9 protein-coding genes are annotated in these 15220 nt (G+C 60.0%); 6 read left to right on the forward strand and 3 right to left on the reverse strand.

Annotation, left to right across the window (positions count from 1 at the left end; translation table 11 throughout):
* Positions 1–86: 86 nt before the first annotated feature.
* On the forward strand, positions 87–4787 hold the full coding sequence (locus ACZRMS_RS00685) for a dermonecrotic toxin domain-containing protein (RefSeq protein WP_463993677.1): 4701 nt from the start codon (positions 87–89) through the stop codon (positions 4785–4787).
* Positions 4788–4820: 33 nt separating this feature from the next.
* Here the strand turns inward: ACZRMS_RS00685 and waaA are convergent, their stop codons facing one another.
* Positions 4821–6098 (reverse strand): lipid IV(A) 3-deoxy-D-manno-octulosonic acid transferase, encoded by a 1278-nt coding sequence (gene waaA, locus ACZRMS_RS00690; RefSeq protein ID WP_463993678.1) that lies wholly within the window; start codon positions 6096–6098, stop codon positions 4821–4823.
* A gap of 166 nt (positions 6099–6264) precedes the next feature.
* Between waaA and ACZRMS_RS00695 the strand changes: the two genes are divergently transcribed.
* From ACZRMS_RS00695 to ACZRMS_RS00710, 4 genes are all read left to right on the forward strand, one after another.
* Positions 6265–6597, forward strand: coding sequence for a DMT family transporter (locus ACZRMS_RS00695; protein ID WP_463993679.1), 333 nt, complete (start codon positions 6265–6267; stop codon positions 6595–6597).
* Positions 6598–6687: 90 nt separating this feature from the next.
* Positions 6688–7863: an NAD(P)/FAD-dependent oxidoreductase gene (locus ACZRMS_RS00700; protein WP_463993680.1), complete on the forward strand. Its 1176-nt coding sequence runs from the start codon at positions 6688–6690 to the stop codon at positions 7861–7863.
* Complete coding sequence (locus tag ACZRMS_RS00705) at positions 7860–8672, forward strand: aldo/keto reductase (RefSeq protein ID WP_463993681.1); 813 nt, start codon at positions 7860–7862, stop codon at positions 8670–8672. Before ACZRMS_RS00700 ends, ACZRMS_RS00705 begins: the two co-directional genes overlap by 4 nt.
* A 41-nt stretch (positions 8673–8713) precedes the next feature.
* Positions 8714–9670: a metal ABC transporter ATPase gene (locus tag ACZRMS_RS00710; RefSeq protein WP_463993682.1), complete on the forward strand. Its 957-nt coding sequence runs from the start codon at positions 8714–8716 to the stop codon at positions 9668–9670.
* A gap of 120 nt (positions 9671–9790) precedes the next feature.
* Here the strand turns inward: ACZRMS_RS00710 and hldE are convergent, their stop codons facing one another.
* Complete coding sequence (gene hldE / locus ACZRMS_RS00715) at positions 9791–11212, reverse strand: bifunctional D-glycero-beta-D-manno-heptose-7-phosphate kinase/D-glycero-beta-D-manno-heptose 1-phosphate adenylyltransferase HldE (protein ID WP_463993683.1); 1422 nt, start codon at positions 11210–11212, stop codon at positions 9791–9793.
* A gap of 165 nt (positions 11213–11377) precedes the next feature.
* On the reverse strand, positions 11378–13186 hold the full coding sequence (gene msbA / locus ACZRMS_RS00720) for a lipid A export permease/ATP-binding protein MsbA (RefSeq protein WP_463993684.1): 1809 nt from the start codon (positions 13184–13186) through the stop codon (positions 11378–11380).
* 157 nt (positions 13187–13343) lie between these two features.
* Here msbA and ACZRMS_RS00725 point away from each other — a divergent pair, with 157 nt between their 5' ends.
* Positions 13344–15212 (forward strand): O-antigen ligase family protein, encoded by a 1869-nt coding sequence (locus ACZRMS_RS00725; RefSeq protein ID WP_463993685.1) that lies wholly within the window; start codon positions 13344–13346, stop codon positions 15210–15212.
* The last annotated feature ends 8 nt before the right edge of the window (positions 15213–15220 follow it).

The raw sequence follows: 15220 nt of genomic DNA on the forward strand, positions 1-15220 counted from the left end.
CCATATTCAAGTACCACCGTTCCTTGAGAGCTCCAGAGGTTAATACGCCATCGGTCGTGTGACCTCCTGGAACTCAAGGAATACCCATGTCTTCAGCGCCAACACCCCCCCCTGCAACCACCCTGCTCGTCCCCCCTGAAAACGCCGTACGGGCACAGTTCGCCAACGCTCCTTCACTCGAGTCCGTCACCCGTCAGGTACTCGCAGCCGCCATTGCGCAACGGTATCCATCACTGACAGTCGACCTTGAGCGCACTCAGCTCGCCGTTCCGCAACCTCAGGGCGGCTGGGAGCTACAGCACTTTATGTCGCGGGTTTTCGACTATTTGGGCCGAGGCGCCGAGCTGGATCTGAGCCCGATCAACACTCAGCCCTACTACCTGACCGATAACGCGCCCGCATGGCTTGCGCCCGACGAGGGCACGCTGGACATGAAGGTCATCGAAACATTGGCCAAGGAACTGAGCTGGCGCCTGCCCATTGCCCTGCAAAACTCACTCACCGACTTTTGGGGCCAGGATTCGGGCACCGGCATCAGCCGCTGGGAGTGGCTCAGCGATGTACTCAGAGACACCCTGAGCATTGGTGCATTCCGGCAGCCCGACCTGACTGAAAAAGCTCGCGAAGCGCTCTATCAGGTCATCCGCCTGCCCTACCGCGAAGAACGAGCCAGCCAATACGGTGACAACGCCGTGCAAGCCTATTGGCTTGAAGTCACCTTCCGTACTGCAGGCGCAACCCGTTCCAGGCTCAGTGGCGGGATCGTTTTGGCAACCCCGGATCAAGTGCTGGCGTGCAGGCCCGACGGCAGCACCCGCTCATTTCGAAACCTGGACTCAATGAGCACGAACTGGGGTAAAAGGATCAGCCGCCTGTACACCACTGAAGAAATCCGCATAAAGCGCTTTGAACTTGACGGCAATGTTTTCGATGCCAGTGCCGCGGTGATTCTGCACCAGCAACTGGAGCGTATCAGCCTGCTGAAACTGCCCTCCCGCATCGGCTGGCAGGCGCTGCAGCGGGTATATATGAACCTCACCGACACTGCCGATCTTTTCAGCGATGCCCCCCACACCAGCCCCCATGCCCTTGCAACACTCAAAAAACAGCTACCCGACTGGCTGGATAACGCGTCAGCCGCCGAGCAGGCCATCTACCGCCATTACAGCCTGGCCCTGTCCAATGCCAAAAAGAACAGCAAAGGGCGCACCTATCTCTACGGCATTAGCGATATCCACACCTATGCCGCCGACGTCTTGCTCCAGCAAATGCAGTTCGATCAAAAGAGCCTGGAACAAGACACTCCCGGGCAGCCCCCCGAAAAGCCGCCCCACCCTGATGACATTGAACTGACCCTTCTCACCGTCGCAGGTTTGCCGGGCAGCACAGGTATCGTAGAGCCCGTCACCATGAGCCTGACCGAACTGGCCCTGAACAACCTGGCCGGCCGTCCCAAAGGCTCGTTAACCCTGCGCCATCGCCTGGGTTTGCCGCTGCCCCCCTGGTTGACACCCGACTACATCACCCGGCGCAACGGTCTGATCGAGCAGGTCAATATAGGCAAAGCCTACCCCGAGCGGCTTGAAAACCTGCTGTTGAGCACGACACCCGCCGCGCAAGAACGCGAACAGCTGTTCGCGGCACAGACCCGCGTGCAACTGCCTTTGGAGGCGCTGGAACTCAGCCTCAAAAAAGAAAACGGCGTGACCCCGCTCGGGGCGCGTTATGTGGCGGCATTGATGCAGGCCAGTGCCGCTCGCCGGGTCGTTGACGGTTTGCCCGTGGTCATACGGCGCCTGGCGCTGGTACGAAAACCCGAGGCATTGCCGGATACCGTCAGCAACATGTTCATCATTGAACCCCACGACGTTGAGCAGGGCCCGCACCTGCTGTACCGGCCGTTTTATGCCCGGGCACTGATTGAGTTCCCCTCTCGCAGTGCCCTGCTGGACGCCATCGCTGAACCGGGTGAACTGCAAGACAGCGTGCTCACCTGGCTCAACGACATCACCCGCCCGATCTACGCCAACGGGGGCTTCAAAGAGCCCCATTACGTGCGTTTCGGCCAGGGCAGTGAATACGCCCCCATTGAAACCCCGGGGCCTGCACAGCTTGCAACCAACGGCACCAGCGACGAGTTGCTGCAATATCTGCATAACGGTCGTCTGATGCTGTTTCTCTACGGCTGCAACGCCAGGGCTTTGGTAGAACAAGCGGATACCCGCTCGGTGTCCAACAGCGAAAGTCGTTGGGCTGTACTGCTGGAGGGCGGCAGTCTGATTTTCAGCAGCTTGATGCTTCTGCCTGCGTTGCCTCGTCAGCTCCTGCTCACGGGCGGATTACTGGGCCTGACCAGTGCTGTCAGCCAGGATATTCCCGCACTCGAAAGCGCCGACACGGCCACCCGGGAGCTGGCAGCGGCCGATGTATTGCTCAACGTAGGCATGCTGCTATTTCATAACGCCTTGAGCGCCGCACCCCGACTCCCAAAACTGCTCAAAGGGCTAAAGGCACAAGCCATGCGCCCCTTCGCCCCGGTGCGTATTGCTGAACTGTGGCCCGAGCCCACGCCGCCAAAAATCATCATCGGCGCCGTCGCCTTGGCCGGAGAATTTCCCGATGGGCAAAGCACGGTGCTGGATTTTGCCTTCGTCGACGCCCGCAATAACCTCACGCAATACCAGCGCCAAGAACTGGAGCGCTTTAAAGTGCCGCGCCCTGACGCGCTGCCGCCAGCCCAGCCCGGCGGTTTGCACAAGGGCATGTACCGTCTGGAACAGAAGTGGCATGTGTTGATCGGGCAAAACCTGTACCCCGCCGAGGTGGACCTCAACCGCGCAGCGTTCATCGTCTCAGCCACTGACAGCAATCATCATGGCCCGGCCCTGAAGTCGGACAATCACGGCAACTGGGCGCTGAACACGCAATTGCGCTTGCTCGGAGGCATGCCGTCCGGGCGCATGGCCGCCTATTTGCAAAACAAAGCGTCCCGCAAAAACCAGCTGGAAGCCGAACTGCAAACCTTTTACCAAGTTGAGGAGCCGCTGCACAAAGCGGTGGACATAACCCAGTCGGCCCTGCAACGCGCCTATAGCGACCCCCGTTTTACCGGTGAGCAACTGGCCAATCTGCGAGCACGGCTCAACAACGCACTGCAAAAGCAACAGAACGCCCACCAGCAACTGCTGGACAGCAGGCAAGAGCGCATTGACCTGCTCATCCCCTTTAACGAAAACGAGGTGATCTCGTTGCTAGAGAAGTCCTTCGACAACACGGTCAAGGCCCTGAGAAATTTAGCCTACGAGCAAAAAGCCCTCGTGCTCAAATGGCCGCAATTCACCACCCCTGGCCCCGAGCTGGACAAGGCCGGTGACGCAGCCCCTGAAGTGTTTATGCAGTACGCCAGGGAGCAGATCGCGCTCAACGAGCAAAGCATCCACCAACTCGAACTCAGAAACAGCTTTCTGGACCAGCTGTACAACTTCAGCGAGGCCAGCAACGCCACCGCCAGCCATCTGAGCCTCATCTTGTCCAAAAATGAACACTCCGAACTGACCCTTAAAAGCTTCCAGCTGGATTGCCTGAAACTGGCCAGCTCAAAAGTCACGGCAAGCGCCTTCATTGAGGAGAGCCTGGACGAGGCCATCGACCCTCTCAAAGAACACCTGCGCACCCACAACGAACTCAATGACTTCGAGTTCAGCGCCAGCAAGCGCCTGGAGGTACTGGACAGCCTGGTGATGCATTACGGCCAGGCCCTGGATGCCTTGCAAGGTATCAGCCTGCTCAAAACCGACGACCTGCAGATAGATTACTTCAACAAACTCCGGCAACTGCTGGGCGAGCTCTACCAGGATGTCGTGACGCAACTGGCGGCCGAAATAAAACCTTCGCTTAAACCGCGTAAACGCTCGCGCAAGCGCACACCCTCGGCTGCCGGCAAACCTCAAAAAAAGATGATCAATACCCGAAGCAAAGGACCGCTGATTGGCGATCTGAGGCCCGCCGGGGGCGAGTGGCCGATCGAGGTGATTGAAATACGCAGCGCCTACGACAACAAACTGCTCTCGACCTATTCACAGCACGGCGAAGAGTGGGTCGAAATCAAGACACACCGTCCGCCACCGCCACCCGCGGCACGGGCACTGAGCGTCATCAAAGGGGAGGCACGCAAACTGTTCGCCAGGGTTGAAGAAAACCTGCGCAAGGCCAGGCAGTACAAAACACTCTCCCGGCACCCGGAAGAAGTCGAAGAACTGCTCAACAACGAAGCCACAAAGCTCGACAAGGTGGCAACCGAGCTGCACTTCGCCCTGCAGGCCCAATCGCCTGCCTCACGCCTGGCGGGCGATCAAACCCTGGTCGACAACATGCGAAGCGCCGCCCGACACCTGGTCAGCGAAGGCCGGGCGTTACGGATTCAGTTGAGCCTGGAATTACCGCCGACACATGGCAACCTGCAATATCTGCTTGAGCAACAGCGCGTGCACGTCGCGGGCCTTGGCAAACGCACGCAGCTACAGGGCGAGCGCCGGGATTTCATTCAGGAGTACGCCGTCAACAACAGCGAAGGGTATCCGCTGTGGTATGCCCACCTCCACTATGACGAGGCCAATACGCCCAAGCAGGACTTCACGGTCGCCCACTTGAAAACCAGAGCGCAGCGCAAACAGAGCTACTACACCCAGCTGGCTGACGCGCACAGCGGTCAAGCCATTGTTAACGTGCACCGCGGCCAGATCGGTAAAGCGCTGGCAGAGCGCTGGTTCCTGCCACTGGTGCCCTGAGCCGGATAACGCAAAAAGCGCAAGCCGGGTGGGTCAGCGCGACATCAAGCGCCCCAGCCCATCCAGCAAGCGTTGCAAGGCGCCCTGATTGGCGTGCATCACCTTCAGGCCCGCCTCGGCCATCTGTTGCGCATCCCGGGGCAACTCAAACAGGCGCTGCACCGCGAAGGCCAGACCCTGAGCGTCATCAACCTCTACCAACGCTCCGGCTTCGCGCAACAGAGCAGCGATTTCAAGGAAGTTGAACAGGTGCGGCCCGCTCAGCACCGGCTTGGCCAAAGCCGCCGGCTCCAGCAGATTGTGCCCGCCGTTAGGGACCAGGCTGCCACCGACAAAGGCGCTGTCCGCCAGGGCATACAAAAACAGCAGCTCACCCATGGTGTCGCCCAGCAGCACTTGCGTAGTGACGCTGACCGGCTCACCGCTGGAGCGGCGTACCGTGGCAAACCCCTCGCGCTGGCATAACTCAAATACCTGATTGAAGCGCTCCGGGTGGCGCGGTACCAGAATCAACAGCGCTTCCGGATGACTGCCCAGCAATTGACGATGGGCTGCCAGTACTACCTCGTCTTCGCCTTCGTGGGTGCTGGCGCCAATCCAGACCGGGCGCTCCAGCGCCTGCCATTGCTCACGCAGCGCACTGGCGTTGATCAGCAGCTGCGGATCGATCGCCAGGTCGAACTTGATCGAGCCGGTGACCTCAACGCACTCAGGGCGTGCGCCCAGCTGGCGGAAGCGGTCGGCTTCGGTTTCGGTCTGGGCTGCAATCAGGCTCATCTCCTGAAGCATCGGCCGGGTCAGCCCGGCAAACCGCGCATAGCCTTTGGCAGAACGGGCCGACAACCGCGCATTGGCCAACGCCACCGGGATACCGCGCTTGGCGCACTGGTGGATGTGGTTGGGCCACAGCTCGGTTTCCATGATGATCGCCAGTTTAGGCTGCACACGGTTCAGAAAACGCGCGGCGGCCCACGGCAAGTCATACGGCAAGTAGCAATGCTGAATGCGCGGTTCATCGGCGAACAGGGCCTGGATCCGCTGCGAACCGGTGGGTGTCATGCAGGTCACGGTAATCGGCAACTGCGGGTAACGCTTGAGCAGTGCCCGAATCATCGGCGCGGCCGCAATACTCTCGCCCACCGACACCGCGTGCACCCAGATGCCACCCGGCTGCAGGGCCGGCAGGTTCAGGGCGAAGCGTTCACCAATGCGCTGGGCATAAGCCGGCGCCTTGCGTGCCCGCAGCCATAACCGAATCGCCACCAGCGGCAGCCCCAGATGAAACAGCAAGGTATAGAGAGTTCTATTCATGGTTGCGGAGTTTACTTGAAAACCTGCTCACGATGATGGCACTGCATCACGCCTGCCGTGTCGATATGCCCTTTGCACCTGTCGTAATCGAAACGTACTACACACTTTTACAACCACTAGAATGCCTTGCTGTTAAATTGCCACGCCTCGAATCCAGGACTCCACCATGAACGCTTACTACTACTTGGCTATCGCCATCTGCGCCGAAGTGATTGCCACCGTCTCGATGAAAGCCATCAAGGGATTCAGCACGCCATTGCCACTGATTCTGGTGATTGCCGGCTATGCCACCGCATTCTGGATGCTGACGCTGGTGGTCCGCACGATCCCGGTGGGGGTGGCCTACGCCGTTTGGGCAGGCCTGGGGATTGTGCTGGTGAGCATCGCGGCGCTGTTTATCTACGGGCAAAAACTCGATATCCCGGCGATGCTCGGCATGGGCCTGATCGTACTGGGGGTGGTGGTGATCCAGTTGTTCTCGAAAACAGCGGGCCACTGAAACACCTCTCTGCGGGAGTGGCTGTGACAAGGCCAGGTTGAAGATCAGGCTGTATACTCCCGGCCTTGTCTTTAAACGCTGAGGTCGCCCATGCCATCTGTTATTTCCACCGACGTGCTGATTGTCGGCGCTGGTGTTGCCGGCCTCTGGCTCAACGCCCGCCTTCGCCGCCAGGGGTTTTCCACGGTTGTCGTCGAGCGTGAAAGCTTGGGCGGCGGTCAAAGTGTGAAATCCCAGGGGATCATTCACGGCGGCGCCAAATACGCGCTGCACGGCGCACTGACCGGCGCCTCTGAAGCCATTGCCGACATGCCGCGACGCTGGCGCGAAGCCCTGGCCGGTGACGGCGAGCTGGATTTGCGCGGCGTGCGCCTGCTGTCCGAAGCCCACTACCTGTGGTCCCCCGGCACACTGACGGGCAATCTCACCAGCTTTTTTGCCAGCAAGGCCGTACGCGGCCGGGTTGATCAGGTCAAGGGCGACCAGTTGCCCCCTGCCCTGCAGGACCCGCGTTTCAAGGGCAAGGTCTATCGCCTGGCCGAACTGGTGGTCGATGTCCCCAGCCTGATCGAGCGCCTGGCCGAACTGGCAGGCGATGGATTGCTGGCTGGCCAAACCATTGAACCCCTGTTTGCAAACGATGAGCTGATCGGCCTGCGGGTCGACGGACGCGATATACATGCCCAGCGCATTGTGTTCAGCGCCGGCGCCGGCAATGCCGAGCTTCTGGCCAGTATCGGCATCAGCGTTCCGGCCCAGCAATTGCGCCCGCTGCACATGGTGCTGGTGAAGGGCCCAACCCTGAAGCCGCTGTATGCCCACTGCCTGGGTGGCGGCCCCAAGCCGCGCATCACCGTGACCACCCACCCTGCGGCCAATGGTGAATGGGTGTGGTATGTGGGCGGTGATATCGCCGAAGCCGATGGCGTTGCCCGCGAACCTGCCGAGCAAATCGCCGTGGCGAAAAAAGAGCTGGGCAATCTGCTGCCGTGGGTCGATCTGAGCCAGGCCCAGTGGGCCACGCTGCGGGTCAACCGTGCCGAGCCTGCGCAATCGGGGCTGGTGCGCCCGGACAACGCCTTCCTCGCCGATCAAGGCCGCCTGATGGTCGGCTGGCCCACCAAGCTGGCACTGGCACCCGACTTCTCGGACCGCGTGCTGCAAGCACTGGAGCAAGACGGCATCAAGCCCGCCAATGCCCCGGCCCTGCCCCCGCTGCCGCGCCCGCCGCTGGGCAAAACCGCCTGGGAGCAACTGTTGCCATGAGCCAGCCGACCCTGCACACCCTTCATCGCCCGCTGGGCAGCACTGGCCTGATGGTTTCGCCACTGGGGCTTGGCACCGTGAAACTGGGCCGCGACCAAGGGGTCAAGTACCCCGGCGGTTTTCAGATCCCGGATGACGATGAAGCGCGGATGCTGCTCAAGCTCAGCCGCGACCTGGGCATCAACCTGATCGACACCGCACCCGCCTACGGGCGCAGCGAAGAGCGCCTGGGCCCGCTATTGCGCGGCCAGCGTCAGGACTGGGTGATTGTGAGCAAGGTCGGTGAAGAGTTCGTCAACGGGGTGTCGCACCACGACTTCAGCGCCGCCCATACACGGCGCTCGGTGGAGCGCAGCCTGCAACGTCTGGAAACGGATTTCATCGATCTGGTGCTGGTTCACTCTGACGGCAATGACCTTGCGATCCTCAACGGGTGCGAGGTCTACGAGACCCTGGCTGACCTGAAACGCGAAGGCAAGATTCGCGGCTTCGGGCTGTCAGGCAAAACCGTTGAAGGCGGGCTAAAAGCTCTTGAAACCGGCGATTGCGCGATGGTCACCTACAACTTGAATGAGCAGACCGAGAAACCCGTACTCGATTATGCCGCCGCCCACGGCAAGGCGATCCTGGTTAAAAAAGCCCTGGCCAGCGGGCATGTTTGCCTGAGCCCCGGGGTTGATCCGGTACGCGCCAGCTTCGAACTGGTGTTTGGCCATCACGGGGTTGCCAGTGCTATTGTCGGTACCATCAATCCGCTGCACTTGGCCCATAACGTGGCAACTGTTGCGCAGGTGCTGCGCAATCTCTAAAGCCGCCGATGCGGCCGACCCCGACGCAAGAAGGAGCCGACATGCCGCGCACGCTGATCCGCAAGAACCCCAGCGACTTCAAATCCCTGCCTTTGTTTGTCGAAGCCACTCCTGAAGGCTTGAGCTACCAGAGTGTGGGGATGCCCCTGAACTTTGCACAAACCCTGCAAAAACGCCGCCCCGTGAAAGTTGCCGACAATGAGCGTTTTTCGCTGGAGTTGGCCAACCTCGGGGTATCGGTGCGCCTGACCATGCATTGGCAGGGCCGCGACTACTGGGTGCTGGTGCGCCAGCGCCGTCAGGATCGGGGAGATGTGGTGCTCAAGCTGATCTCGGGCTACGTACCGGCCCACGAGGTCAGTCTGCCCCTGCATACGGCCATCCAGGAGATTGCAGAAGAGTGCTTGCTGGAAACCCCTGAAGGCTGGCTAAGCGGGCGCTTCAACGAGACGTGGCTGCCCGCACCTTACTCGGGCGCGCTGCATTACCGGGAATCCCTGCCCTTTCGCCTGACACCCTTGTCGGGCGCGGCGCGCCCCGTGCGCTGCGGCAGCCAGCCCTTGCTGGAGCGGCCACGCACTTATGTGCATTTACCGACAGCATCGCTGCAACTGATTTACGACCTGCGCCTGGAAGTCCCCAAAGAGGCCAAGTCCCTGAGCCTGTTTCATGTCGACGAGCGGCTGGAGGGCGACCAACTGGTTGCCCGCCTCGATCGCAAGCGTCCGGACCTGTACTTGATCCCGCTCACCGATGGCCAGCCTTGTGCCGAGCTGTACACCCTGAGCAAGGATCGACTGCAACAGGCCAGCACCCGGGGCGTGCGCCTGGCTGAAAGCTTTGCGCCACAGGAAGGTTGGGTGGTTCGCGACGAACGGATCAGCTGGAAGGACTGGGTCAAGCAACAGGGCTTGAGCCCGCCGGCCAAGGAGTCAGGGCTCAAGCGCCTGACCGGCAAGGCACGGCAGATATTCAGCAAGGTGGTCAAGAAAGTTTAAGCGTAGTGCAATGCACTGTGGGAGCGGGAGTGCTCGCGATACAGGCCGCCCGGTCTTTCAGAAGAACCGGGTCGATCTCATCGCGAGCACGCCCGCTCCCACAGTGCGTGCGCCGGGTAATTACTGACCGCGGATTTTCTCGACAATGGCCGTGGTCGAGCTGTTTTCAACCAGCCCCAACACTTTCACCGTACCGCCATAGGCCGCCACGATATCGGCACCCACCACCTGGTCGATGCCGTAGTCGCCACCTTTGACCAGTACATCCGGCTTGACCTGGGCCAGCAGGTTTTCCGGGGTGGCTTCAGGGAAGCTGATCACCCAGTCCACAGCACCCAGGCCCGCCAGTACGGCCATGCGCCGGTCAACGCTGTTGATCGGGCGACCCGGGCCTTTCAGGCGGCTCACTGAAGCGTCATCGTTGACCGCAACGATCAGACGATCACCTTGGGCCCGAGCCTGCTCCAGATAGGTCACATGCCCGGCATGCAGGATGTCGAAGCAGCCGTTGGTGAAAACGATCTTCTCGTTGTGGGCCCGCGCATCATCGATCGCCAGCAACAACTGGTCGAGACTCAACACGCCGCGCTCAGAACCCTCTTCGCGCTGAATCGCCCGACGCAGTTCCGGTGCACTGATGGCTGCCGTACCCAGCTTGCCGACCACAATACCCGCTGCCAGATTGGCCAGCGCCACGGCGTGGGGCAGCTCTTCACCGGCAGCGATGGCCGCTGCCAGGGTAGAGATCACGGTATCGCCGGCGCCTGTAACGTCAAACACTTCACGGGCCCGGGCCGGCAAGTGCATGGCCGCAAAACCAGGGCGCAACAGGGTCATGCCGTGCTCGCCACGGGTGACCAGCAAGGCGCCCAGGTCCAGGTCAGCCATCAGCTTGGCGCCTTTGGCCACCAGGTCGGCCTCATCGACGCAACCGCCGACGATGGCTTCGAACTCGCTGAGATTTGGCGTGATCAGGCTTGCACCACGGTAGATCGAGAAGTCCTTGCCCTTGGGGTCGGCCAACACCGGAATGCCTTTGGCACGTGCGGCCTGGATCAGCACCTGATGATTTTTCAGGGCGCCTTTGCCGTAGTCGGACAGCACCAGCACCTTGATGCCTTCAAGCAGGTTTTCTACCTCGGCACCCAACGCCAGCGCGTCGGTGGCAAAGGGTTCTTCAAAATCGATACGCAGCAGTTGCTGGTGACGGCTCATGACCCGCAGCTTGACGATGGTCGGCTGGTGCGCGATGCGCTGGAACAATGCACGTACACCGGCGCCCTTAAGGCTGTTGGCCAGACTGTCGGCGGCTTCATCGTCGCCGGTCACACCCACCAGTGAAGCGGGAGCACCCAATGCAGCGATGTTGAGTGCAACGTTGGCAGCACCGCCCGGGCGGTCTTCGATTTGCTCGACCTTGACCACCGGCACCGGCGCCTCAGGGGAAATCCGTGAGGTCCCGCCATGCCAATAACGGTCGAGCATGACATCGCCTACCACCAAGACAGGGGCTTGATCGAATCGCGGCATGGACAACTTCATGGAGAACCCACATACAAAATGAACAGGGGCGCGATATTAACACAGGGTGAACGCTGGTCAGTTCACCTGTTAATCGCAGCGAATGAGAATCAGACGTGGGCTACAAACCCCGCTCGAGCTTACACATGACTGCGGGAGCTGGCGGCCAGCTCCCGCAGTCATGGGCTAGGCGATATCGCCAGTCACCTCAGGGGCATCGAGGCCCATCGAGTGCAGGCGGGCGTAGTAGCCGTTTTGCGCCATCAACTGGGCATGGGTACCACGCTCGACAATCTGGCCCTGATCCATCACCAGGATCAAATCGGCTTTCTCGATGGTCGTCAGGCGGTGAGCAATCACCAGCGTGGTGCGACCTTCCATGACGTGATCCAGTGCTGCCTGGATATGGCGCTCGGATTCAGTATCCAGAGCCGAGGTGGCTTCATCGAGAATCAGCAGCGGCGCATTTTTGAGCAACGCCCGGGCAATTGCCAGACGTTGGCGCTGGCCGCCGGAAAGCAGCACGCCGTTTTCGCCGACCTGAGTGTCGAGGCCCTGTGGCAATTGCTCGATAAAGTCCATCGCGTAGGCATCACGCGCAGCTTTCTCGATATCGGCACGCGGTGCACCTGCCAGATCGCCATAGGCAATGTTGTTGGCCACGGTGTCGCTGAACAGGGTCACATGCTGGGTCACTTGCGCGATATGGCGGCGCAGGTTGACCAGGCGGTACTGCTCGATATCCACCCCGTCGAGCAGGATTTCGCCCGAGTTGTGGTGATAGAAGCGCGGAATCAGATTTGCCAGGGTCGACTTGCCGCTGCCGGAGCGGCCAACCAGGGCCACCATCTGCCCGGGCTCGACCGAGAAGGTCACATCCTTGAGCACCTGACGATCAGTGTCCGGGTAGGTGAAGTTCAGGTTGCGCACATCAAGACGACCGCTGACATGGTCACGCTCAACGGTACCGGTGTCGACTTCAGGCGCTTCGTCCAGTTGCTCGAAGATGCTTTCAGCACCCGCCACACCCTTCTGGATGGTCGAGCTGACTTCGGACAATTGCCGAATCGGCTTGGGCAACAAGCCCGCCAGGGTGATGTAGGCAATCATGTCACCCGCCGACGCATCGCCGCGCAGGTACAGCACCAGGAACATCAGGATGCCCATGGCGATGTAGATCACCAGTTGCAGCATCGGCGTGTAAATCGCCCCGGTACGGGTCATGCGCAGTTGCTTGTCGGTGTTGCTCTGGCTCGCTTCCAGGAAGCGTTTCTGCTCGTAGGGCTCGCCGCCGAAGCTGCGTACCACGCGATAACCCTGGATGGTTTCGGACGCCACGTGGGTAACATCGCCCATTGCCACCTGGATTTTCTTGCTCTGCTTGCGGAATTTCTTGCTGGCCGTGCTCACCATGATCGCGATCAGCGGCAGGATTGCGATCATCACCAGCGTCAGACGCCAGTTCATCCATAACAACGAGGCGAACAGGAAGATAACCGTCATGCCTTCACGGATAACGACCTTGATCGCATCGGTGGCAGCACCGGTCACCATCGTCACGTTAAAGGTGATGCGCGAGATCAGATGGCCCGAGTTGTGCTTGTCAAAATAGCGGTTGGGCAGAACCAGCAGGTTGTTGAACAACTGCACCCGCAGGTCATGCACCAGCCCCAGAGAGACCTTGGCCAGGAAGTAGTTGCCCAGGAATGAGCCCAGGCCTTGCCATGCTGCGATCAATACAATGAGTATCGGCACGGCCTGCAGCAGGCGTAAATCACGCAGATAGGGAACGTTGGGGAACAACACCGCATCCGGGTTGGACAGGCCATCGACGAAATACTTGAGGATGTAACCAAGCATTGGCTGGGTCGAAGCGAAAATAAGGAACCCGAGAATACTCAGCAGGAACAGGCCGATGTAAGGCCTGACATAGCTGAGCAGGCGCAGATATATTTTCAAGCTCGAGTCGCTTGAGCTGGGGCTGGATTCGGTCATATCACGCGGCGGTTAGTCAAAAAGGATGCTGACTTTATCACAGCTTCTCTGGTGTACTGCCTGCCGGTTGAGCGGCGGCTTGACCCAGCCGCAAAAACGACAATACAGGGCCGTTACGCTAGTATGGCCATCCAAAATCTGGAATGAACCTTTCAGCATGCAATTCAGTTACTTAAATTATTCAAAACAGCGGTTGTTTGATTTTATTTGCCTATGGCTGCTTCCTGTCGGCCTGTTATTGCTCTTATCCGACCTTTACTTCCTGCCAGACCGAAGCCAGCATCACAAGCTGTATTACGGTTTATTCAGTATTCCGACCCTGATCGCGATCCTCCTGCGACCCAAAGAGTTGAAAGACATACTGCGGGAACCACTGGTTCTCGGCTTTATCCTGTTTGCCGGGTGGGCCATGGCCAGCCTGATCTGGAGTACCCTCAGCGACGACGACGGTTTCCTGGGTTCACTCAAGCCCCCGCTACACCTGCTGATGCTGTTCCTGGGATGCTCGCTGCTGATCAAATACCGCAGCGAAAGCCTGCAACCCGTGTTCTTTGCTGCAGCGATCATTGCCTTGATCGCGACTCTTTATAACCTGTACATGTTCATCCCCACCTACGCCCCGGATGTGCGGATGATCGGCGCCGGCGCATTCGACAACCCGCTGCTCAGCTCCCACGCCTTTGGCTTCTTTTGTATTTACTGGCTCACGCTGGGCATGACCTGCAAGCGCCCGCACATCCTGTTTGTTGCAATCCCTGCCTTTATCATCATGTTCGCCGCACTGCTCGCGACCGGTTCCAGAACCCCGCTCGTTGCCATCGCAATGGCCATGGTCTGGCTCTGCTGTATCTGCTGGAACCGTCGTTCACTGGCACTGATCAGCCTGCTGGCCATAGGGGGCGTCGTAGTCATGGCGCTGTTCTCGGAGATGATCTTGAGCCGCGGCAGTTCGTTTCGCTTTGAGCTGTGGCAAATGGCATTGAACCTGATCGAGCAACACCCGTGGATCGGTTATGGGTTCGAGGCGCCTCTGACCCTGCAGTTGCAAGGCTTCGATACCGTGTTGTTCGAACCGCACAACTTCGCCCTGGGCGTGCTCTACTACGTCGGCATTTTGGGCTTTATGCCCTGGCTGTTCATGCAGGTATGGGCGCTGTACAGCAGTTGGCGCCATCGTGTGCAGCCATTGTTCATCCTGGCTTCGACCTGGCTGGTGTACGGTATTGGCGCTGGTTTGACCGAAGGCGGCGGGATACTTCCTCGTCCGAAAGAACACTGGTACTTGCTGTGGATTCCCCTGGCCCTGATTGCGGCGCTGAGCATCAACCGGCGCCTCAAGACCCTGCGCGACAGACCGGTTCGCCGCTTGTCCGCCGCAGCGCTCAAGACCCTTGAAACCCATGCCCAGATCATTGAAGAAGACGGCCTGGGGCCAAAAGTCCTGCGTCTGGAAAACGGCAACTTCCTCAAGTTGTTCCGCGAGCGTCGCTGCTACACCTCGGGCAGTTTCAACCCTTACTCGGAACGCTTTGCTGTCAACAGCGAGCGCCTGCAAGCGATGGGCATTCCAGCGCCAAGGATTCTGGATCTCTACCAATTGGCCAACGGCAGCACGGCCGTTTTGTATCAGCCGTTGCCTGGCCAGACCCTGCGTCAGGTCATGCAGTCGATGGGCTCGCCCGCCGTGCGCCAGGCGTTGGTTGAGCGCTTCGGGAAGTTCCTGGCGCTCTTGCATGACAAGGGCGTTTACTTCCGCTCGCTGCACTTGGGCAATGTGTTGTTGATGGACGATGGTGAGTTCGCGCTGATCGATATCGCCGACCTGCACATTTACCCGTCGCCGCTGCGGATTGCCCTGCGCCAAAGAAACTTGCGCCACATGCAGCGCTACCCTGAGGACCGTCGCTGGCTGTTTGAAGAGCAACTGCCCGAACTGCTGCAGGGTTACGCAACACTGGCCTCGCCGCCTGCCGTGCAAAGCCTGCGCAAGCAGGTTGCCGCTCTCGCACAGGTTTCGCGAACGTGAGCCTTGGG

Source organism: Pseudomonas sp. B424, assembly GCF_055408345.1.

Bases quoted from the DNA above. Each gene is read 5' to 3' on its own strand.
- ACZRMS_RS00685 (WP_463993677.1), top strand. From the start codon at position 87: ATGTCTTCAGCGCCAACACCCCCCCCTGCAACCACCCTGCTCGTCCCC.
- waaA (WP_463993678.1), bottom strand. From the start codon at position 6,098: ATGAATAGAACTCTCTATACCTTGCTGTTTCATCTGGGGCTGCCGCTG.
- ACZRMS_RS00695 (WP_463993679.1), top strand. From the start codon at position 6,265: ATGAACGCTTACTACTACTTGGCTATCGCCATCTGCGCCGAAGTGATT.
- ACZRMS_RS00700 (WP_463993680.1), top strand. From the start codon at position 6,688: ATGCCATCTGTTATTTCCACCGACGTGCTGATTGTCGGCGCTGGTGTT.
- ACZRMS_RS00705 (WP_463993681.1), top strand. From the start codon at position 7,860: ATGAGCCAGCCGACCCTGCACACCCTTCATCGCCCGCTGGGCAGCACT.
- ACZRMS_RS00710 (WP_463993682.1), top strand. From the start codon at position 8,714: ATGCCGCGCACGCTGATCCGCAAGAACCCCAGCGACTTCAAATCCCTG.
- hldE (WP_463993683.1), bottom strand. From the start codon at position 11,212: ATGAAGTTGTCCATGCCGCGATTCGATCAAGCCCCTGTCTTGGTGGTA.
- msbA (WP_463993684.1), bottom strand. From the start codon at position 13,186: ATGACCGAATCCAGCCCCAGCTCAAGCGACTCGAGCTTGAAAATATAT.
- ACZRMS_RS00725 (WP_463993685.1), top strand. From the start codon at position 13,344: ATGCAATTCAGTTACTTAAATTATTCAAAACAGCGGTTGTTTGATTTT.